The organism is Staphylococcus sp. NRL 16/872 (genome assembly GCF_022815905.2).
Taxonomy (GTDB): Bacteria; Bacillota; Bacilli; order Staphylococcales; family Staphylococcaceae; genus Staphylococcus.
The window spans coordinates 1,826,701-1,847,637 of record NZ_CP119327.1 but is presented as its reverse complement, the minus strand read 5'-3'; the positions used below and the strand labels follow the sequence as shown (position 1 = coordinate 1,847,637).

The 20,937-nt window shown below is 35.4% G+C and carries 31 protein-coding genes; 29 read left to right on the top strand and 2 right to left on the bottom strand.

Annotated elements, in window-relative coordinates:
- The first annotated feature begins 13 nt into the window (after positions 1-13).
- On the top strand, positions 14-259 hold the full coding sequence (locus MT340_RS09215) for a Thoeris anti-defense Tad2 family protein (protein WP_243589691.1): 246 nt from the start codon (positions 14-16) through the stop codon (positions 257-259).
- Here the strand turns inward: MT340_RS09215 and MT340_RS09210 are convergent.
- Positions 228-593: a hypothetical protein gene (locus MT340_RS09210; protein WP_243603806.1), complete on the bottom strand. Its 366-nt coding sequence runs from the start codon at positions 591-593 to the stop codon at positions 228-230. The genes MT340_RS09215 and MT340_RS09210 overlap by 32 nt on opposite strands.
- Before the next feature lie 55 nt (positions 594-648).
- On the opposite strand from MT340_RS09210, the gene MT340_RS09205 reads away from it, so the two are divergent.
- The 15 genes from MT340_RS09205 (at position 649) to MT340_RS09135 (ending at position 9,185) form a co-directional block, all read left to right on the top strand.
- On the top strand, positions 649-960 hold the full coding sequence (locus MT340_RS09205) for a DUF771 domain-containing protein (protein WP_243603805.1): 312 nt from the start codon (positions 649-651) through the stop codon (positions 958-960).
- Positions 957-1,130, top strand: coding sequence for a hypothetical protein (locus MT340_RS09200; protein ID WP_243603804.1), 174 nt, complete (start codon positions 957-959; stop codon positions 1,128-1,130). The genes MT340_RS09205 and MT340_RS09200 overlap by 4 nt, the downstream gene beginning before the upstream one ends.
- A gap of 85 nt (positions 1,131-1,215) precedes the next feature.
- On the top strand, positions 1,216-1,587 hold the full coding sequence (locus MT340_RS09195; protein WP_243589687.1) for a hypothetical protein: 372 nt from the start codon (positions 1,216-1,218) through the stop codon (positions 1,585-1,587).
- Positions 1,584-2,750, top strand: coding sequence for a DUF2800 domain-containing protein (locus MT340_RS09190; RefSeq protein ID WP_243589686.1), 1,167 nt, complete (start codon positions 1,584-1,586; stop codon positions 2,748-2,750). The genes MT340_RS09195 and MT340_RS09190 overlap by 4 nt, the downstream gene beginning before the upstream one ends.
- A gap of 21 nt (positions 2,751-2,771) precedes the next feature.
- Complete coding sequence (locus MT340_RS09185) at positions 2,772-3,326, top strand: DUF2815 family protein (RefSeq protein ID WP_243589685.1); 555 nt, start codon at positions 2,772-2,774, stop codon at positions 3,324-3,326.
- A gap of 63 nt (positions 3,327-3,389) precedes the next feature.
- Positions 3,390-5,342: a DNA polymerase gene (locus MT340_RS09180; protein ID WP_243603941.1), complete on the top strand. Its 1,953-nt coding sequence runs from the start codon at positions 3,390-3,392 to the stop codon at positions 5,340-5,342.
- An 11-nt stretch (positions 5,343-5,353) separates the two neighbouring features.
- Positions 5,354-5,611, top strand: coding sequence for a hypothetical protein (locus MT340_RS09175; protein ID WP_243603803.1), 258 nt, complete (start codon positions 5,354-5,356; stop codon positions 5,609-5,611).
- A 47-nt stretch (positions 5,612-5,658) separates the two neighbouring features.
- Positions 5,659-6,207: a DUF3310 domain-containing protein gene (locus MT340_RS09170; RefSeq protein WP_243603802.1), complete on the top strand. Its 549-nt coding sequence runs from the start codon at positions 5,659-5,661 to the stop codon at positions 6,205-6,207.
- Positions 6,208-6,209: 2 nt separating this feature from the next.
- A complete protein-coding gene (locus MT340_RS09165) occupies positions 6,210-6,929 on the top strand; it encodes an HNH endonuclease (protein ID WP_243589682.1) in 720 nt (239 codons plus the stop codon).
- Positions 6,930-7,145 (top strand): hypothetical protein, encoded by a 216-nt coding sequence (locus tag MT340_RS09160; RefSeq protein ID WP_243589681.1) that lies wholly within the window; start codon positions 6,930-6,932, stop codon positions 7,143-7,145. It abuts the gene before it with no gap.
- A complete protein-coding gene (locus MT340_RS09155) occupies positions 7,142-7,783 on the top strand; it encodes an N-6 DNA methylase (RefSeq protein WP_243603801.1) in 642 nt (213 codons plus the stop codon). Before MT340_RS09160 ends, MT340_RS09155 begins: the two co-directional genes overlap by 4 nt.
- Positions 7,780-7,974 (top strand): hypothetical protein, encoded by a 195-nt coding sequence (locus MT340_RS09150; RefSeq protein ID WP_243603800.1) that lies wholly within the window; start codon positions 7,780-7,782, stop codon positions 7,972-7,974. The genes MT340_RS09155 and MT340_RS09150 overlap by 4 nt, the downstream gene beginning before the upstream one ends.
- 1 nt (position 7,975) lies before the next feature.
- A complete protein-coding gene (locus MT340_RS09145) occupies positions 7,976-8,275 on the top strand; it encodes a hypothetical protein (protein ID WP_243603940.1) in 300 nt (99 codons plus the stop codon).
- Positions 8,268-8,666 (top strand): hypothetical protein, encoded by a 399-nt coding sequence (locus MT340_RS09140; protein ID WP_243603799.1) that lies wholly within the window; start codon positions 8,268-8,270, stop codon positions 8,664-8,666. The genes MT340_RS09145 and MT340_RS09140 overlap by 8 nt, the downstream gene beginning before the upstream one ends.
- Positions 8,667-9,185 (top strand): dUTP diphosphatase, encoded by a 519-nt coding sequence (locus MT340_RS09135; protein WP_243603798.1) that lies wholly within the window; start codon positions 8,667-8,669, stop codon positions 9,183-9,185.
- 68 nt (positions 9,186-9,253) lie between these two features.
- Here MT340_RS09135 and MT340_RS09130 read toward each other — a convergent pair whose 3' ends face one another.
- Positions 9,254-9,499, bottom strand: coding sequence for a hypothetical protein (locus MT340_RS09130; protein ID WP_243603797.1), 246 nt, complete (start codon positions 9,497-9,499; stop codon positions 9,254-9,256).
- A 70-nt stretch (positions 9,500-9,569) separates the two neighbouring features.
- Here MT340_RS09130 and MT340_RS09125 point away from each other — a divergent pair, with 70 nt between their 5' ends.
- From MT340_RS09125 to MT340_RS09065, 13 genes are all read left to right on the top strand, one after another.
- A complete protein-coding gene (locus MT340_RS09125; protein ID WP_243603796.1) occupies positions 9,570-9,809 on the top strand; it encodes a hypothetical protein in 240 nt (79 codons plus the stop codon).
- Positions 9,809-9,952 carry a hypothetical protein gene (locus MT340_RS09120; RefSeq protein ID WP_243589676.1) on the top strand — a complete coding sequence of 48 codons (144 nt, stop codon included), beginning with the start codon at positions 9,809-9,811 and terminating at the stop codon, positions 9,950-9,952. Before MT340_RS09125 ends, MT340_RS09120 begins: the two co-directional genes overlap by 1 nt.
- A 14-nt stretch (positions 9,953-9,966) precedes the next feature.
- Positions 9,967-12,414 carry a virulence-associated E family protein gene (locus tag MT340_RS09115; RefSeq protein WP_243603795.1) on the top strand — a complete coding sequence of 816 codons (2,448 nt, stop codon included), beginning with the start codon at positions 9,967-9,969 and terminating at the stop codon, positions 12,412-12,414.
- Between the two features lie 356 nt (positions 12,415-12,770).
- Positions 12,771-13,049, top strand: coding sequence for a VRR-NUC domain-containing protein (locus MT340_RS09110; protein ID WP_243603794.1), 279 nt, complete (start codon positions 12,771-12,773; stop codon positions 13,047-13,049).
- Positions 13,042-14,409 (top strand): SNF2-related protein, encoded by a 1,368-nt coding sequence (locus tag MT340_RS09105; RefSeq protein ID WP_243603793.1) that lies wholly within the window; start codon positions 13,042-13,044, stop codon positions 14,407-14,409. Before MT340_RS09110 ends, MT340_RS09105 begins: the two co-directional genes overlap by 8 nt.
- Before the next feature lie 13 nt (positions 14,410-14,422).
- Complete coding sequence (locus MT340_RS09100) at positions 14,423-14,857, top strand: hypothetical protein (RefSeq protein ID WP_243603792.1); 435 nt, start codon at positions 14,423-14,425, stop codon at positions 14,855-14,857.
- A 124-nt stretch (positions 14,858-14,981) separates the two neighbouring features.
- The gene (locus MT340_RS09095) at positions 14,982-15,296 is read left to right on the top strand and encodes an HNH endonuclease (RefSeq protein ID WP_243603791.1); all 315 of its coding nucleotides are present in this window, start codon (positions 14,982-14,984) and stop codon (positions 15,294-15,296) included.
- 125 nt (positions 15,297-15,421) lie between these two features.
- The gene (locus MT340_RS09090; protein ID WP_058660235.1) at positions 15,422-15,727 is read left to right on the top strand and encodes a P27 family phage terminase small subunit; all 306 of its coding nucleotides are present in this window, start codon (positions 15,422-15,424) and stop codon (positions 15,725-15,727) included.
- Positions 15,717-17,408 (top strand): terminase large subunit, encoded by a 1,692-nt coding sequence (locus tag MT340_RS09085; RefSeq protein ID WP_243603790.1) that lies wholly within the window; start codon positions 15,717-15,719, stop codon positions 17,406-17,408. The genes MT340_RS09090 and MT340_RS09085 overlap by 11 nt, the downstream gene beginning before the upstream one ends.
- Before the next feature lie 4 nt (positions 17,409-17,412).
- Positions 17,413-18,684: a phage portal protein gene (locus MT340_RS09080; RefSeq protein ID WP_243603789.1), complete on the top strand. Its 1,272-nt coding sequence runs from the start codon at positions 17,413-17,415 to the stop codon at positions 18,682-18,684.
- Positions 18,635-19,408 carry a head maturation protease, ClpP-related gene (locus tag MT340_RS09075; protein ID WP_243603788.1) on the top strand — a complete coding sequence of 258 codons (774 nt, stop codon included), beginning with the start codon at positions 18,635-18,637 and terminating at the stop codon, positions 19,406-19,408. Before MT340_RS09080 ends, MT340_RS09075 begins: the two co-directional genes overlap by 50 nt.
- Before the next feature lie 13 nt (positions 19,409-19,421).
- A complete protein-coding gene (locus MT340_RS09070) occupies positions 19,422-20,585 on the top strand; it encodes a phage major capsid protein (protein WP_243603787.1) in 1,164 nt (387 codons plus the stop codon).
- Between the two features lie 68 nt (positions 20,586-20,653).
- Entirely contained in the window at positions 20,654-20,932 is a 279-nt protein-coding gene (locus MT340_RS09065; RefSeq protein ID WP_243603786.1) for a head-tail connector protein, read from the top strand.
- The last annotated feature ends 5 nt before the right edge of the window (positions 20,933-20,937 follow it).

Genomic DNA, 20,937 nt, shown 5'->3' with positions numbered 1-20,937 from the left:
AAGGGAGGGCATTATGAACATACAAGATGCGACGAAATTAGCTACTACACGCCTTTTAACTATGAAAAGAACAAAATGGGAAGGAAGTCATCAAACTCAAATATTGCCGACAAATGATAGTTTTTTACATTGCATTATAACAAGTAATGATGGAAAACACCTTATTAGATATTGGCAACCTTCAGCAGATGACTTAATGGCAGAAGATTGGGAAGTTATAAATCCAATTAAAGACCAGGAATTATTGAAGCGATTTTAGAAATACTATCAATTATACTTTTTAGATTATTTTTAAACTCATTTTCGAAGTAAACAATTGTTTTGTCAGAAATAGTTACATGATAAATAGTGTTATCTGCAAAAACGCCATTAATAAAACCAGATTTTTTAAGTTTCTTTAAGTCATTTTCTACATCTTCGAAGTGTAGTTTTTGAAAGTACTTAAAATGTATATTTTCTGCACTTTCAAAGTCATTGCAACTTAATTTAATAGCACCAGACTTTACACACTCTAAATAATTTTTATAAAGCACAGATAGTATGTATTGCTGATCTTTAGCAAGTATCTCAAACTCGTCTGAAATCAAAGACATAGTTATCACCTCCTAAGGTTGATAACCAAATTATACACGAAAGGAGTTTTAATAAATGGAACAAACAATAACAGTCACATTACCCGACACTCATGTTCTTATACCTAAAGTTGGATTTGAAAAGTTGGTAAGTAATTCATTACCTGCATTTTGGACTATGGAAGATTTAATCAAAGAGTCGAAGTTGAGTAAGTACTTAGTATTTAAAAGAATATTAGAAGTTCCTAGATTTAAAAAATGCCTCAAAGAAAACGACATTTGGTTTGAAGGTCAAGGCGGTAGTTCATCTCATTACTTCGACGCTGAATTAATGTGGAAATTCTTAAAAGATTATAAGAAAGAGATTTATAAGGGGATGAAGAAATGACAAAGGATGACAAATTATTTTTACTAACAGGCTTTATGTTTATTGCAGTGTTTTTTCTATTGTTAATTGCTTTAAATGTATTCATCACTAACGCAGCTGCATATGCATTGTTAGTATCTGCACTTACTTATTTGTTTTTTGACAACTGTTACTACGCAAAAAAAGACTAACACGTTTGGCAGAACGCATTAGTCAAGTTAAAGGGTTTCAAATTCATATGTACCCTAATATTACAATTTTTAGGAGGTATGCGCAATGGGCGTATTAGAAGAATTACTAAAAGAAATAAAATTACTTAATAAAAATTTAAGTGCAATTCGAGTTGAAATGTCAACAGTTGATACAAGCACTATACAAAACGTAGTTAAAGAAGCACCTTCAGAAAAGCCACAAACTGAAGAACTTAAAGAAGAACCTAAAGAAGAACCGCAACAAGAAAGCGATACTACATTCTCAAAAGATTACGTTTTAAATCTTGGAAAAGAGTTTCTTAAAAATGGCGATCAATCAGATAAAGCTGCATTTAAAGAAAAGCTATCAGAATTAGGCGCTAACAAGCTATCAACTGTTGCCGAAAAAGACTTCCCTGAGATTGTTGATTTCATGAAAGCGAGATTAAGCGCATGAAGTTAGACCACACAAATCGTGCTCATGCCAAATTGAGTGCAAGTGGTGCTAAACAATGGCTTAACTGCCCACCAAGTATAAAAGCAAGTGAAGGGATAGGCGATAAGACATCAGTCTTTGCAGAAGAAGGAACCTTTGCACATGAGTTAAGTGAGTTGTATTTCAAACATCAATATGAAGACTTAACAGACTTTGAGTTTAATAAAGCTTTCAATAACTATCAACACAATCAGTATTACTCAGAAGAATTAAGAGAATATGTTGAAGAATATGTAGATCAAGTCGAAGAGAAATACAACGAAGCTTTAGCGAGAGATAGTGATGTCATTACTATGTTTGAAACAAGACTAGATTTAGGTCGATACGTACCTGAGTCGTTTGGGACTGGTGACGTCATCATTTATTCCGGCGGCGTGCTTGAAATCATTGACTTGAAATATGGTAAAGGCGTGGAAGTATCAGCAATCGATAACCCACAACTTAGACTTTACGGCTTAGGTGCTTATGAACTTTTAAGCATGTTGTATGACATCCACACAGTAAAAATGACCATTATACAACCAAGACTTGATAACTACTCAACTGAAGAACTTCAAATCAACACACTTGTTGATTGGGGCTTAGAGTATGTAAGACCTAGAGCAGAACTTGCATATAACGGTGAAGGTGAATTTAAAGCAGGCGAGCATTGCAGGTTCTGCAAGATTAAACACTCATGTAGAGAGCGTGCTAGATATATGCAAGATGTACCTAATAAACCGGCTCACTTATTAAGTGACGACGAAATAGCCGAGCTACTTTATAAGCTACCTAATATTAAGAAATGGGCAGATGAAGTTGAAAGCTTTGCACTTGAACAAATGGCAGAGCATGACAAGTCTTACGACGGTTGGAAACTTGTTGAAGGACGTTCACAACGAAAGATGACAGATGAACAAGCAATCAAAGATTTATTAATTAAAGAGGGCTATAAGCCCGAAAACGTTACAGAAACTAAGTTACTTAGCCTTACGAAATTAGAAAAATTAGTCGGTAAAAAATCATTTAACACTTTAGCTAGTGACTACATCGTTAGACCACAAGGTAAGCTCACACTTGCCAAATCGTCTGATAGGCGACCAGCAATCAAGCAAAGTGCTGAAGATGATTTTGACCAAATATAAAACAAAAGGAGCTATTAAATTATGAAAGCAAAACAAAATGGAACAAAAGTGATTACAGGTAAAGTGAGAGCGTCATACGCACATATCTTTGAACCACATAGCATGCAGGAAGGACAAGACGCTAAATACTCAGTAAGTTTAATCATTCCTAAATCAGAAACAAGCACAATCAGTGCAATTGAAAAAGCAGTTGATGAAGCTATTGAAAATGGTAAAGCGTCTAAGTTTGGCGGTAAGGTGCCCGGTAACTTAAAAACGCCTTTAAGAGATGGAGATATTGAACGTGAAGATGACCCTAACTATCAAGATGCTTACTTCTTAAATGCATCAAGTAAAAGCGCACCAGGTATTGTCGACCAAAATAAAATCAGACTTACAGATCCTAGCACAGTTGTAAGTGGAGACTACATTAGAGCTTCAGTTAACTTATATCCATTCAACACCAATGGTAACAAAGGAATTGCGGTTGGACTTAACAATATTCAATTAGTTGAAAAAGGTGAACCATTAGGCGGTGCAAGTGCTGCAGAAGATGACTTCGACGAACTAGACACAGATGAAGACGATTTAATTTAGCACGCTAGCGGGGTTTTCCCCGCTTTATTTTTAAAACTTAAGAGGTGAACACACATGGAGTACATGAACATTGATATTGAGACGTATAGTAGTAACGACATCTCAAAGTGTGGTGCCTATAAATATACAGAAGCGGATGACTTTGAAATCTTAATCATTGCCTACTCAATTGATGGTGGATCTGTTAGTGCAATAGACATGCTTGAACTCGAAGAAGAACAGTATAATGCAGACTTTGAGACTTTCAAAATTGCTTTGTTCGACCCAAATGTAAAAAAATACGCCTTTAACGCAAATTTCGAAAGAACATGTTTAGCAAAACATTTTAATGAACCTATGCCACCTGAAGAGTGGATATGCACTATGGTTAATGCAACACGAATTGGTTTGCCTGCATCACTTGATAAGGTAGGAGCCGTTCTGCATTTACAGGAACAAAAAGATAAAGCCGGCAAGAATTTAATTCGTTACTTCTCAATTCCATGTAAACCAACAAAAGTCAATGGTGGTCGTACTCGTAATTTACCTGAACATGACCCGGATAAATGGCAACAATTTATTGATTACTGCATAAGAGACGTTGAAGTAGAGATGAATATTGCTAAAAAGATAAGTGATTTTGAAGTAACTGATACAGAACAAAAATACTGGTCATTAGATCAACATATTAATGACAGAGGCATTAAGTTATCTAAACCTTTAATGGAAGGTGCGAATGAGCTGGATAAGTTAAGTAAAGATGAATTACTTAAACAAGCAACGCAAATTACTGGATTAGACAACCCTAATAGTCCAAGTCAACTACTTGAATGGTTGAATACTGAACAAGGCTTAGATATTCCAAACTTACAAAAGAAAACCGTTCAAGAGTATTTAAAGAAAGCCACAGGCAAAGCAAAACAAATGCTAGAGATTAGGCTGCAAATGTCGAAAACAAGTGTTAAGAAATACAACAAAATGCAATTTATGATGTGTCGTGATGAAAGAGTTCGTGGTTTATTCCAATTTTACGGTGCAGGTACAGGGCGTTGGGCGTCGAGGGGCGTACAACTTCAAAACCTAACCAAGCACTACATCTCAGACACAGAACTTGATATAGCTAGAGAACTTATCAAGGAACAAAAGTTTGATGACTTAGAACTGTTATTAGATGTACACCCACAAGATCTACTAAGTCAATTAGTTAGAACAACGTTTACTGCAGAAGATGGGCATGAGTTAGCGGTTAGTGACTTCTCAGCCATTGAGGCACGAGTGATTGCTTGGTATGCCAAAGAACAATGGCGCTTAGACGTATTTAACACGCATGGCAAGATTTATGAAGCGTCTGCATCTCAAATGTTTGGTGTTCCTGTTGAGTCGATTAAAAAAGGCGACCCTCTCAGACAAAAAGGTAAAGTATCTGAACTTGCTTTAGGTTATCAAGGCGGACCTGGTGCATTAAAGGCGATGGGCGCACTTGATATGGGCATTGATGAGAGTGAGTTACAAGGCTTAGTCGACAGTTGGCGAAAAGCTAATCCTAACATTGTTAACTTTTGGAAAGCGTGCCAAGACGCTGCAATTAAAACGGTAGAAACCCGCCAACAACAAAAGACACAAGGCCTAACGTTTTACATGAAAAAAGGCTTTTTAATGATAGAGCTACCAAGTGGCAGAGCACTAGCTTATCCGAAAGCACGACTAGGTGAGAACGATTGGGGCGCACCTGTTGTTAACTTCATGGGCTTAGATTTGAACCGTAAATGGACGAAGCTATCAACTTATGGAGGAAAACTTGTGGAGAACATTGTACAAGCAACGGCAAGAGATTTGTTAGCTATCTCAATGTATCGCATAGAACATGCCGGATTTCAAATCGTAGGTCATGTACATGATGAAATTATCGTTGAAGTACCTAAAGGCTCTAACGGACTTGAGGAAATAGAAAAGATTATGAGCAAACCTGTGAAATGGGCATTAGGTTTAAACCTTAATAGTGATGGATTTACAAGCCCGTTCTATATGAAAGATTAGGAGTGATTAAAATGGCAACAACAGCAGTTGAATTAATTACAGATTTAGTTGAAGCAATGGAAGACTATGGCAATTTTGATATTAAAACTGAAGATGGGCTAGATGTTGAACTTAAACACTTATATAGATATCAACCTGAAGCAACAGCTGTTCTTTCAGTTAAAAAGAAAACGCCAAAAGTAAACTTGAATGGAAAAGCTTATCGGCTATGTGATGTATACAAACATTTCGACGTAGCCGATAGCACAGTGCGAAAAAGATATAAATAGGGGTTAAGAGGACCTGAATTAATATATGGCAAAGGGGGCAATGAGCTATGACAAGAATAGCAGATTTAAATAAGAATGATGTGATTGAATATATAGATTTTGCTAATGATCAACAACTCACACAATTAGCAATCGTTAACCAAGTAAAGGGAGAGCATGATGTAGTATCGGACAGTATTAAATGGGAAGCACAAGTTGAAAAAATGAATGGTGAGAAAGTAATTATTGATAATAGCTGGAATTTTGTTAAATCGAACAAACCTTTTAGCAGAAAGCTTAATACTTCAGGTGAGACAGAAATAAAGGTAATTCATCAAAAAACAGGAACCAAATTTTCAACAACTATGGAGAAATTGAATAAAGACTCTAAAGATGAAACCGAACCTGATACCACGCCAGAACATTATCAAGGTAAAGATGGTGTAGATGTAATTGATTTTGTAAAACAACAATTATCAGATGATCACTTTAAAGGTTTTATGCTAGGTAACATTATCAAATATTCAACACGTGCAGGTCGTAAAGATGATGAATTAGAAGATATTAAAAAAGCGAAAGTTTATTGTGAACGCTTGATAGATGTATTGGAGGAATAAACATGGCAAAACAACTACCAGTTTATATGTGGGAGCCGTTATTTAATCGGCTTACCCGCATCTCAACAGAATATGCACATAAAGTGCTTGGTGTTAGCCCCTCTATGCTAACAAGATATGTAAATAATCAAACCTATAATAGAAAGCTGCAATGCTACTTCGTCAGAAATGAATTAAGCGTTAAAGAAAAAAGACAACTCATTCAAAAGTTAGAATTGCCAAATGAAATTTGGAGAGAAACAAAATTAGAGGGCCTTTACGCGAGTGACTATGCAAGATTTAAAGCAAAAACGAAGACAGGATATCGTTACTATTTTGTTTTCAATCAAAAAGGCTATCCAAACATTAAATATAAAGGGAAGCATTATCGCGCTAACAGATTAGTTTATGAAGCCTTTTATGGTCACTTAAATAAAGATGAGGTTGTTTATAGCAAAAACGGATTTAAATATGATGTACGAGCTAGTAACTTAGCTAAAACAACAAGAGAAGAATTAGGGCGCATCACAGGACACAAAGGAAAACGTAAAGGTATTGTGTTTGTTAGCGAAAAGGGCGAATTACTAGATGAGTTTAAAAGCACTCGACAAGCAGAAGCTATCACTTTGTATAACAGACAAACAATAAATGACTGCTGCAACAATAGTCGTAATGCTTACCACACAATAGGCTATCGTGCTTTCATGTGGGCAGATGAATTTTACAACGGTGAGGTGAGTTAAATGGGTAGTGGCATTAGTTATGAATACGTGGTTTATAAAGGTGACGACGTTATTTGTGCAGGAACAGCTAAAGAATGTTGTGAGAAATTAGGCATATCAATTGGTGGCTTCTTTGCTATCTCTTCTAAGCACGCTTATGAAATAGAAAAACAAACGCGTGATAGATTAATTGCGATTAGAGTGCCAGTTAAAGAGATTGTAGGTGTAGGCGAATGATCAATGACATTCTAAATATTAGAGACAGTTATCAAGCACCTAGAAAAATTATGGAAATCTTACATGGCGATATAGAAGAACGTAACAAGATATTTATGGAGTTTCTTGAAGCCTTTGATAAAGATGTCAATTACGACTGGTTTCATGAATATTTCCAAGATGAACATGCCAATCGTAAAAAGCATAAGCAAGATTTCACACCACAATCTATTAGTAAGCTACTTGTGGAAATGGTAGGAGATAGCAAAGGTGATTACTATGAGCCAGCAGCAGGAACAGGTGGCATTGTGATTGAGAAATGGAACAAGGATAGAATGAAGCATTCACCATTTGACTATGAGCCTAGAATGTATTTCTACACAGCAGAGGAGTTAAGCGACCGTACAATTCCATTCTTATTATTCAACATGCTTATTCGTGGCATGAATGGCTTGGTTGTTCAATGTGATGTATTAACACGTGAAGCATATGGCGCCTGGTTTATTCAAAATGATGAGAATAACCATTTAGGCTTTAGCAGTTTAAACCGATTGCCCTATACAGAAGATGTCGAAAAAGAATTGAATGTGAAATTTGTAGAACATAAATATTCAGATATTAAACAGACAGAAGGTGTACCAGCGTGGCTAGTGGAATGATACTATCCGACACAATCAACCAACGCTATCGCTACAACACACAAGGCAAGACACCTACACAAATACAACAGGAACTACGCAAGTTAGGTGTCAACGGCTCTGTCGTAAAGGTCGCAGGAAGCAGAGTGACAATGTTAGTTGAGCAAGACGATATTAAACGAAATAGGGAGTGTGTTAGGAATGGTAAATAGCATAGAGCCGAATACTAAAGAATACTACGAATTACAATCTGAATACTGGTTTAACGAAAATGCAAAGCATATTAAAGAACGTGACGAATATAAAAGCCAACGCGACGAACTCATCAACGATATTGCAGACATTAAACGTAAGGCAGAGGCGTTTGATGATATTAAACAACGTTTTATCACATCTGGATATTGTGCAGATGAGGCAGTAGAAAGAATGATTGACTTTTCGATATGTAAAGTTGAGAAAGAGAATGCTAGAAGAAATATATCTAAAACAATGGAGCGTGGCAGTGATGAGTGAACTAGAAGTAGTATCAGATGATTTTTTCAACAATACATTTGAAGTAACAAAAGAAAGTGCTAATAACTTAATTTGGGAATTGCAGAACCATAAATTTACTGTTGAAAATCAACAACGTGAATTGAACAAACTAGGCTTAATCAAACGTGAACACGCTAAATGGTTGCACGGCAAAATCACAGTTGTTCAATTTGCTTACAACGTGGAAGAGATATTCAAAGTTAAGTACAAACTTAATCTGAACAGACTTAATACATTTACCGATTTAGTACCTGCAAAGAATAAAGAAGAAGCTAAACAAAAGATGTTAAAGCGATTTAGTAAAGCAAAAATAAGTGTGCGCATTATAGAAATACTACCAATGCAAATGGAATTTAAGGAGGACGAATAAATGACTAACACATTAGAGTTTATCAAACTATCAGAGAATGCAACTACACCAACACGTGAGCGTTTAGATGCCGGCTTTGACATCTATGCAGCAGAAACAGTGATGCTCGAGTCACAAGAAAAAGCAGTGATTAAAACAGATGTAGCTGTGAACATCCCAGAGGGCTATGTAGGACTTTTAACATCAAGAAGTGGCGTGAGTAGCAAGACGCATTTAGTAATCGAAACAGGCAAGATAGATGCAGGTTATCAGGGTAATTTAGGAATTAATATTAAGAATGACGCAGAATATATAGATATGTCAGACAATCTGTTAGTAGAAGGTTTCGGCGTTTTAAATATCAAAGGACAAGCAACTAATGATTTACATCAAATACCTAACTCTTACGGTATTAAAAAAGGCGACAAACTCGCACAATTGGTTATCGTACCAATTTGGACACCAGAATTAAAAGAAGTAAAGGAGTTTAGCAATGTGTCAGAGAGAGGGACAGACGGGTTCGGAAGTACAGGGTACTAAAGACATTTATCAACGTGTAAAGGAAGTGTTGGGGAGATGAAATGAGGGCCCTAGGGCCCTCTAGCAATTTAAAGGATTTTAGCTTTCCCTTTCTTAAGACCTGAATGGCTTGGAACATCGCTTTGAGTGATAGAAACGATGCTTTTAGTATCAATAGTGAAAGTCTTATTGTTACTCATTACCATACAAAATTCATCATTGATTGTACCGTAGTTATCAATTTTGTACTTTTCACCATCTACTGTAGCTATTTTAGTTGCATAACCATCTTGTAAGGATCTAATAATAGCATCTTTAACTGATTTTCCTGTCATTATATGGCACCTCACCTTCTATAAAAGTAATTTAAGTATACCAAAATATTTTCGAAAGGAACGATACTTTATGAATAAATACTTTGAAACATTCCTAACTGCTATTGCAGCAATCTTAATATACAAAATACTTATCAAAATATATGAGCATTTCATGTACAAACCTGATGAAGTTGATACGGCACCGGATGACTTTGCAAGTCCTGTTGATCAATTCGATTTAAACACTACATTCAGACGACAAATTGAGCGTGATATCGCTCAAGCATTTGAAGATGCATTCAATTATAAAGATGGGAGAGATGAATAATGTGGGGGACAACGACATTACTTTTAGCAATTCTTTGCTTTATTCAATTTATGGCTCAATGCGAACAAAAAGATGAAATTAGAACACTCAAATCACATAACAAAATGCTTAGTGAAATTATTGAGCATAATCGCAAAAGATAAGAAAGGAGCTACTTATGTTAGACAAAGTCACACAATTACAACCAATTAAATATGATCGTGATGTGTCTTATGCTTATGCAGCAAGTCGTTTGTCAAAGCATTGGACTAATCATAACATGGCTTGGTCTGACTTCATGCAAAAGCTTTCTCAAACCGTTAGAACAAAAGAAGACCTAGCCGACTACAACAAGATGTCAAAGACTGAACAAGCTGATGTTAAAGATGTTGGTGGTTTCGTTGGTGGTTACCTAAAGGAGGGTAAGCGTAAAGCCGGTCAAGTGATGAACCGTTCAATGTTAACGCTTGACTTGGACTTTGCAGCACAAGACATGACCGACATACTTTCTATGTTCTACGACTTTGCTTATTGTGTCTATTCAACGCATAAGCATAGAGAGATTAGTCCAAGATTACGATTAGTCATTCCACTTAAACGTAATGTCAATGCAGATGAGTATGAAGCGGTCGGACGTAAAGTTGCAGATATGGTTGGCATGGAATATTTTGATGATACAACTTATCAACCACACCGCTTAATGTATTGGCCATCAACAAGTAATGATGCAGAATTCTTTTTCACTTATGAAGATTTACCACTACTAGACCCTGATGAAATTCTAAGTGAATATGTTGATTGGACCGACACTTTAGAATGGCCAACATCAAGTCGTGAGCAAAGCAAAACAAAACATTTAGCAGACAAGCAAGGTAACCCAGAAGAGAAACCAGGTATCGTTGGTGCATTTTGTAGAGCCTATACTATTGAAGAAGCGATTGAAACCTTTATACCTGAACTTTACGACCAACATAGTACAGACCGATATACCTACCACGAAGGGTCAACTGCAGGCGGTTTAGTTTTATATGAGGACGGCAAATTCGCTTATTCTCATCACAACACAGACCCAATCAGTGGTCAACTTGTTAACAGTTTTGACTTAGTGCGTATTCACTTATATGGCGCTCAAGATGAAGACATGAAAGCTGATACGCCAATTAATCGTCTACCAAGTTATAAAGCCATGCAAACAAAAGCACAAAATGATGAGCGCGTGAAAAAGCAGCTTATCAATGACAAAATGTCTAATGTTATGGATGACTTCGACGCAATCGAAACGTCAAATGACGAATGGGATGAAACGTTAGAAATTACATCAAAAGGGAACTTCAAAGCTAGCATTCCTAACATTGAGATTATCTTACGTAATGATCCTAACTTAAAAGGTAAAATCGCATTTAATGAATTTACGAAACAGATTGAATGCTTAGGCAAAACACCGTGGAACAAAGAAAGTCGACATAGACAATGGCAAGACGGAGATGATAGTGCATTACGTAGTTACATTGAAAAAGTGTATGAAATACATCATTCAGGTAAGACAAAAGATGCAATCATCAGTGTTGCAATACAAAACGCTTATCATCCAGTTAGAAATTACCTTAATAGACTAACATGGGACGGTGAGCTTAGACTTGAACGTCTATTTATTAAGTATTTAGGCGTTGAAGACACAGAAGTTAATCGCACGACAACACGTAAGGCTTTAACTGCAGGTGTCGCAAGAGTCATGGAACCTGGATGCAAATTCGACTATATGCTTACGCTTTACGGACCACAAGGTGTTGGTAAATCGGCAATACTTAAAAAGCTTGGCGGTGCTTGGTTCTCAGACAGTTTAGTATCAGTTACTGGTAAAGAAGCTTATGAAGCACTTCAAGGCGTTTGGTTAATGGAAATGGCAGAACTTGCTGCAACACGTAAAGCCGAAGTTGAAGCAATTAAGCACTTCATCTCAAAACAAATTGACCGTTTCCGTGTTGCTTATGGTCATTATATAGAAGATTTTCCACGTCAATGCATCTTCATCGGTACAACAAATAAAGTTGATTTCCTAAGAGATGAAACAGGCGGTCGTCGATTTTGGCCTATGACTGTTAACCCTGAAAAAGTAGAAGTGAAATGGTCAAAACTAACTAAGGAAGAAATTGACCAAATTTGGGCAGAAGCTAAACATTATTACGATAAAGGCGAAGAACTTTATCTAGATCCTGAACTTGAAGAAGAGATGAATGCTATTCAAAGTAAGCATACCGAAGAATCACCTTATGTAGGTATTATTGAAGAATTTCTTAACACACCTATTCCTAAGAACTGGCAAGATATGTCAATTAGTGAACGTCGAGACTTTTATAAGTTTGGTGATGAGTCGATTAGTGAGCAAAGCAGCGAATTAGTTCAAAGAGATAAAGTGTGTGCTTTAGAAATATTCGTTGAGTGCTTTGGAAAAGATAAGGGTGACGGACGAGGCTCAATGGAGCTTAAAAAGATTACGAACGCTTTAAGACAGTTAGGCAATTGGCAAGTTTATGATGGTAATAAAGAAGGCAAGCTTAAATTCGGTAAAGAATATGGTAAACAAAAAGCTTATGTTAGAGATGTAGACATAGATGATTTAATATAATTTAAAATGTATAAATATTCAATAATAAGCGTCCCTTTATCTTGAATTTACCGTGCCTTTTAAAATTAGTAAAGGGACGGTAAATTGCCTGTTTTTCAAGTGAGCGTCCCTTGCGTCCCTTTTAACATTTTAATAAAGGCACGGTTAAAGGCACGGCTTAAATTCAGTTGTATCAAGGGTTAGAGTGCTATCGTCCCTTGCGTCCCTTTTAATTTCTATAATAGATTAATATTTAATGATAGGGAGTAAGTAATAGTAATGTACGTCCCTAATAGCATAATAGTATAGAAAACTAAAAAATAAAGGCACGTTAGGGACGCATATATAAATTATGTATTCATTATGCAGGTGAGAAAATGAGAGAATCGAAAATCGAAAGCTATTTAGTCAGAGAAGTTAAAAAGTTAAATGGCTTATGTCTTAAGTGGGTGTCGCCTGGAACAAGAGGTGTGCCTGATAGGATAGTCATTATGCCTAAAGGCAAAACGTATTACGTTGAAATGAAACAACCGAATGGACGAGTTGATCCATTGCAGCAATACATGCATAAGCAATTAAAAAAAAGAAACCATCAAGTTTTCACGCTATGGACTAAAGAACAAGTGAATGAATTTATTAAAAAGGTAGGTGACTAAATTGGCAATTACCTTTCAACCACATAGCTATCAAAAGCATGCAATCGATAAAGTGATTGAGAATGAAAAGTATGGTCTTTTCTTGGATATGGGCCTAGGTAAGACAGTATCAACCTTAACGGCATTTAGTGAATTACAATTACTTGATACTGAAAAGATGTTAGTCATAGCACCTTTGAATGTTGCTAAAGATACATGGGCAGATGAAATTGATAAGTGGGAACATTTAAAACATTTGCGTGTATCTAAAATACTTGGAACACCTAAGCAAAGAATAGCGGCACTTAGGCAAGATGCAGACATCTATATTACCAATAAAGAAAATACGAAATGGTTATGTGAGCAATATAAGAAAGAATGGCCATTCGATATGGTTGTGATAGATGAGCTATCAACATTTAAGAATCCATCAAGCCAAAGGTTTAAAGCCATAAAGAAGAAACTACCTTTAGTGAAAAGATTTGTTGGGTTAACTGGAACGCCAAGTCCAAACAGTCTACTAGATTTATGGGCGCAAGTTTATTTAATCGATAGAGGCGAACGACTAGAAACGGCATTTAGTCGATATCGTGAACGATACTTCAGAGCTACACATCAAGTAAGTGATCATGTGTATAACTGGGAACTAAGAGAGGGCTCAGAAGATTTAATCTATAAACAGATTGAAGATATAGCTTTAAGTATGAAAGCTAGTGATTACTTAGATATGCCTGAACGCATAGATACGAAACAAGTTGTTACTTTATCTAATAAAGAACGTAAGTTATATGACGAGCTTGAGAAGTATTACATCTTAGAAGATGAGACAGATGGAACGGTTGTAGCACAAAGTGGTGCGTCACTTAGTCAGAAGTTACTGCAGTTATCGAATGGAGCAGTTTATACAGATGATGAAGAAGTGAGACACATTCATGATAGAAAGCTAGATAAGTTAGAAGAGATAATCGAAGAATCACAAGGGCAACCAATCCTTTTATTCTATAGCTTTAGACATGATAAGGATAGAATACTGGAACGCTTTGATGATGTAATCACTTTAGATGATAGTGACTATAAAGATAAATGGAACAGTGGTAAAGCTAAGATACTGTTAGCACATCCAGCAAGTGCAGGACATGGACTTAACCTACAACAAGGTGGTCACATCATTGTATGGTTCGGCTTAACATGGTCATTAGAGCTATATCAACAAGCCAATGCTAGATTGTATAGACAAGGACAAGAACATACTACAATCATTCATCATATTATGACAGAGAACACAATAGACCAAAGAGTGTATCAAGCACTACAGAATAAAGAACTAACACAGGATGAATTAATGAAAGCTATTAAAGCAAGAATAGATAAGTATAAGTAATGGAGGTAATCATTTGTATACACGTAGTGAAGTTAAGAAGATGATCAATGATTATAAGTGGATGCGTAATATCATAGAGTCACAGGTATATGATGCAGATAGCACTTCAATAGCACAGTATGGAATTGAAGCAGTAATGCCTAAAGCCAAAAGCGGTACGGGTGATAAGGTATTAGTTAAGGTACTGAATAGGAATAGAGAGTATAGACGCAACCTTAAGCTACTTAATAAGATAGAGTTTATAGATAGGTATGAAGAGTACATTACAGATGAGAAGAACTTCCACATACTTCAAATGCTTAAGCTTAATATGCAGCATAAGACTATTAAAGATTTAATGGAGATTAATAGTGACTCTAAGTTCTATGCATGCATTAATGAGATAGTCAATGTATACATGGATGCACAGCAAGGACACTACGATAATGAGAAGACATCGAAGAGATAGAAGACATCGAAGGGAATGTGCAATCAATATACAATTAGTTTTATAATATAGATATACGATACGAATACACAGGCACATCACTCAGTGGTGTGTCTTTTATTATGCAATCAATGAGGTGTGATCAATGACAAGACATGACAACACACATAAACATGGTCGTAAGTCTTATGAGTATGATTGGTTCTATCATTCAAGAGCATGGAAGAAGCTTCGACAGATGGCACTAGATAGAGACAATAACCTATGCCAAATGTGTTTACTTAATGGGAATATCACAGATGCTACAATCGTCCATCATATCGTTTATGTTGATGATGATTTTGATAAAGCTTTGAATCTCGATAACTTACTTTCAGTTTGTCATAGTTGCCACAATAAAATTCATGCTAATGACCAAGACAGAAATAATATAAAAATTATTCGAGTTGCTAAAATTTAAATAAAAAAATACTTAATTATTTTTTATACCCCCTGCTCAAGTGGTCAAAAAATATTTTTGCCTGGAACCGACAGGGGATCTTCGTTTGCAACGCGGATAAAATTTTTATGAAAGGGGGGGTCATCATGAATCTGAAAAAAGAACAGTTGATGAGCTATATCGATAACTATCAAGAATCAGACGATATACTTATAAACTTATATATTGAAACTTACGAATTTTATTGCAGATTAAGAGATGAGTTAAAACATAGTGATTTGATGATGGAACACACAAATAAAGCTGGAGCAAGCAATATTGTTAAGAATCCACTAAGTATTGAGCTAACAAAGACGGTACAAACCTTAAATAACTTGCTTAAATCATTAGGTTTAACTGCCGCACAACGTAAAAATATTGTGCAGGAAGAAAGTGGTTTCGGTGACTATTAAGATACTCAACGAACCATCACCTAAGCTATTAACAACTTGGTATGCGCAACAAGTAGTCGAAGGTAAGATTATTGCTAGTAAATATGTAATAAAAGAGTGTGAGCGTCATTTACGTTACTTAGAAAACGGTGGTAAATGGGTTTTTGATGAAGAATTAGCACATAGACCTATTCGTTTTATAGAGAAGTTTTGTAAACCATCAAAAGGATCTAAACGACAATTAGTATTACAACCTTGGCAACATTTTGTCATCGGTAGTTTATTTGGTTGGGTGCATAAAGAAACGCGATTAAGACGTTTTAGAGAAGCGCTTATTTTCATGGGACGTAAGAATGGTAAAACGACCACTATTTCGGGTGTTGCAAACTATGGCGTTTCACAAGATGGTGAAAATGGCGCAGAAATACATCTATTAGCAAATGTAATGAAACAAGCAAGGATTCTTTTTGATGAATCAAAAGCCATGATTAAAGCTAGTCCTAAATTAAGTAAGAATTTCAGACCGTTAAGAGACGAAATTCATTACGATGCAACAATATCGAAAATCATGCCACAAGCCTCTGATAGTGATAAATTAGATGGTTTGAACACACACATGGGAATATTTGATGAAATACATGAATTTAAAGACTATAAATTGATATCAGTCATTAAAAACTCAAGAGCAGCGCGATTACAACCATTACTCATTTACATAACAACAGCTGGTTATCAATTAGATGGACCACTTGTTGATATGGTTGAAGCGGGCAGAGATACGCTTGATGGTGTTATAGCAGATGAACGTACATTTTACTTTTTGGCGTCTCTTGATGATGACGATGATATGAATGATTCATCTAATTGGATAAAAGCTAATCCTAATATGGGTGTTTCTATAGACATTGAAGAGATGAAAGAAGAATGGGAAAAGGCTAAACGTATACCCGCCGAACGTGGCGACTTCATCACAAAGCGTTTTAATATTTTTGCCAACAACGATGAAATGAGCTTTATTGACTATCAAACGTTGCAAAAGAACAACGAAGTTATTGCATTAGATCAATTAGAAGGGTTGCCATGTACGATTGGGTATGACTTATCAGAAACAGAGGACTTCACTTCTGCTTGTGCTACTTTCGCACTAGATAATGGTAAAGTTGCCGTTTTATCTCATTCATGGATTCCGAAACATAAGGTTGAATACTCGAACGAGAAGATACCTTATAGAGAATGGGAAGAAGAAGGTTTCTTAACCATTCAAGATACACCATACATTGAGTATCAAGATGTTTACGATTGGATTATTAAAATGAATGAGCATTATCCAGTTGAAAAGATAACCTATGACAGAGCAAATGCTTTCAAATTAAATCAAGAGTTGAAAAATTACGGGTTTGAAACAGAAGAAACACGACAAGGTGCTTTGACTTTAAGTCCTGCTTTAAAAGATTTAAAGGAAATGTTTTTAGATGGAAAAGTTATATTCAACAATAATCCACTTATGAAATGGTATATCAACAATGTTCAATTAAAACTGGATAGAAATGGAAATTGGCTACCTTCTAAACAAAGTAGATATCGTAAAATCGATGGTTTTGCAGCTTTCTTGAATACTTATACAGATATTATGAATAAAGTTGTTTCTGAAAGTGGTGAAGGTAATATCGAATTTATTAGCGTTAAAGACTTAATGCGCTAAGGAGGTGAGAGCAATCGCAAAAGAGGGTTTAGTAACACGTATCAAACAAAAATTGATAGACAACTGGGTAGATCAAACGGCACATAAAATGTATGACTTCAGTCCATGGCGTAACAAATCGTTCTGGGGCATCATAAATAACACATTAGAAACGAACGAGACCATATTTTCTGCAGTAACTAAGTTATCTAATTCAATAGCTAGTTTACCAATAAAAATGTATGAAGATTATAAAGTGATTAACACTGATGTATCAGATTTGTTAACAGTAACACCTAACAATTCATTAAGTAGTTTTGATTTCATCAATCAAATTGAAACTACCAGAAATGAAAAAGGTAACGCCTATGTTTTGATTGAACGAGATATTTACCATCAACCGGAAAAATTATTTCTTTTGAATCCGGATGTTGTTGAATTAGCTATAGAAAATAACTCACGTGAGCTTTATTACATGGTTAATGGTGCAACTGGTAAAAAATTAGTGGTACATAACATGGATATGTTGCATTTCAAACACATTGTAGGTTCTAACATGGTGCAAGGTATTAGCCCGATTGATGTATTAAAGAACACTACTGATTTTGATAATGCAGTACGTAACTTTAATTTATCTGAAATGGAAAAGCCTGATTCATTTGTATTGAAGTATGGATCAAACGTATCTCCCGAGAAAAGAAATGCAGTTATTAATAATTTTAAAGAGTTTTACAACGATAATGGCGGTATTCTTTTTCAAGAACCTGGTGTTGAAATTGAACCTTTGCCTAAAAAGTATGTATCAGAAGATATAGTCGCAAGTGAAAACTTAACTCGTGAACGTGTGGCTAACGTATTTCAAATACCATCCATGTTTTTAAATGCAAAGTCTAGCGCTAATTTTGCTAAGAATGAAGAATTGAATAGATATTACCTTCAACATACTCTATTACCTATCATTAAACAGTATGAAGAGGAATTTAATAGAAAACTTTTAACAAAATTAGACAGACAAAAGAATCGTTACTTTAAATTTAATGTGAAATCATATCTTAGAGCAGACAGTGCTACTCAAGCAGAAGTCTACTTTAAAGCAGTACGTAGTGGTTATTACACAATCAATGATATTCGTGAGTGGGAAGACCTTCCACCAGTTGAAGGTGGCGACAAACCATTAATTAGTGGTGACTTATATCCAATTGACACACCATTAGAACAAAGAAAATCATTGAAAGGTGGTGATAAAGATGCCAATGAAACCGAAGTACTTCCAAATGAAAAGGAAGTCACAGAGTAAAGGCGAGATTTACATTTATGGCGATATCGTCAGTGATAAATGGTTTGAAACAGACGTAACGGCTACAGATTTTAAAAACCAACTTGATGAATTGGGTGATGTTAACGAAATTGATGTGCATATCAACTCATCAGGTGGAAGTGTTTTTGAAGGTCACGCTATTTACAACATGTTAAAAATGCATAGCGCAAAAATAAATATTTACATTGATGCATTAGCAGCATCTATCGCAAGTGTTATCGCAATGAGCGGTGACACTATTTTTATGCACAAAAATAGCTTTCTTATGATTCATAATTCATGGGTTATGACCGTTGGTAACACCGAAGAATTGCGTAAAACAGCCGATTTACTCGATAAAACAGACAGTGTAAGTAATACAGCTTATTTAGATAAAGCGACTTCACTTACACAAGAAGAACTAAAGCAATTGTTAGATGTTGAAACTTGGTTAACAGCCGACGAAGCATTATCAATGGGCTTTGTTGATGAAGTGATAGGAGCTAATGAGATGGCTGCAAGTATTTCTGAAGAACAATTCAAACGATTTAATAATGTACCTGAAGTTGTTGAAAAAGATGTAGATAAAATTACAAAAATTGATGATATAGATACATCTGATTCGGTTGAAACACCTAAAAAAGCAATGTCACAAGAAGAAAAAGAAGCAAGAGAAAAAATTAGACGAGAATGTGAAAATTTAAAAATAACTATGAATTTTTAGGAGGAAACCTATAATGCCAACATTATATGAATTAAAGCAATCGTTAGGAATGATTGGACAACAATTAAAGAACAAAAACGAAGAATTAAGCCAAAAAGCGACTGATCCAAACGCTAGCATGGACGATATCAAACAATTAGAGACTGAAAAAGCAGGATTACAACAACGTTTTGAAATCGTTGAACGCCAAGTTTCAGATATCGAAGAAAAAGAGAAAGAAAAAGTTAAAGATAAAGGTGAAACTTACCAATCTTTAAATGATGATGAAAAATTAGTTAAAGCTAAAGCTGAATTCTATCGTCATGCTATCTTACCTACAGAATTTGAAAAACCATCTGTAGAAGCACAACGTTTATTACATGCTTTACCTACTGGTAATGAGTCTGGTGGAGACAAATTCTTACCAAAAACATTATCAAAAGAAATTGTTTCTGAGCCATTTGCTAAAAACCAATTACGTGAAAAAGCACGTTTAACAAACATTAAAGGCCTAGAAATTCCACGAGTTTCTTACACATTAGATGATGATGATTTCATCACAGATGTTGAAACTGCTAAAGAATTACAAATTAAAGGCGATACAGTTAAGTTTACAACTAACAAATTCAAAGTATTCGCAGCAATTTCTGACACAGTTATTCATGGTTCAGACGTTGAGTTAGTTAATTGGGTAGAAAACGCATTACAATCTGGTTTAGCTGCGAAAGAAAGAAAAGACGCTTTAGCAGAAAAACCTAAGAGTGGTTTAGAACACATGTCATTCTACAATGGTTCAGTTACACAAGTTGATGGTGCTGATATGTATCAAGCAATCATTGGTGCATTAGCTGATTTACACGAAGATTTCAGAGAAAATGCGTCAATCTATATGCGTTATGCAGATTACGTTAGTATTATTAAAACATTATCAAACGGTACTACTAACTTCTTCGACACACCAGCAGAAAAAGTATTTGGTAAACCAGTAGTATTTACAGACGCAGCAGTTAAACCTATCGTTGGAGACTTTAACTACTTCGGTATCAACTATGACAACACAACTTATGACACTGATAAAGATGTTAAAAAAGGTGAATACTTATTCGTATTAACTGCTTGGTACGATCAACAACGTACTTTAGATAGTGCGTTCCGTATTGCAAACGTAAAAGCTACTACAGCATCTACACCCAGCTAATCCCCAAAATGTTGATGTAGCAGTCAACACTAAGTCGGCTGTTATTACAGCAGAATAGGGGCGGTTAAATGGATTTAAAGACAATTAAAGCTTGGTTAAAAGTTGATTATAGCTATGAAGATGGTTTGATTTCAGAAATTATAGAATCGGCAAAATCCGAATTAACATTGAGTGGAGTTCCAGAGTATGACGATGGAGACACGGAATACCCACTTTATTGTACTGCTATTAAATATATTATCGCTCGAGATTATGAGAGTAGAGGTTACTCAAATGATCAATCGAAAGCCAAAACGTTTAATGAAAAAGGATTACAAAAAATGATATTGAAATTAAAGAAATGGTAGGTGTC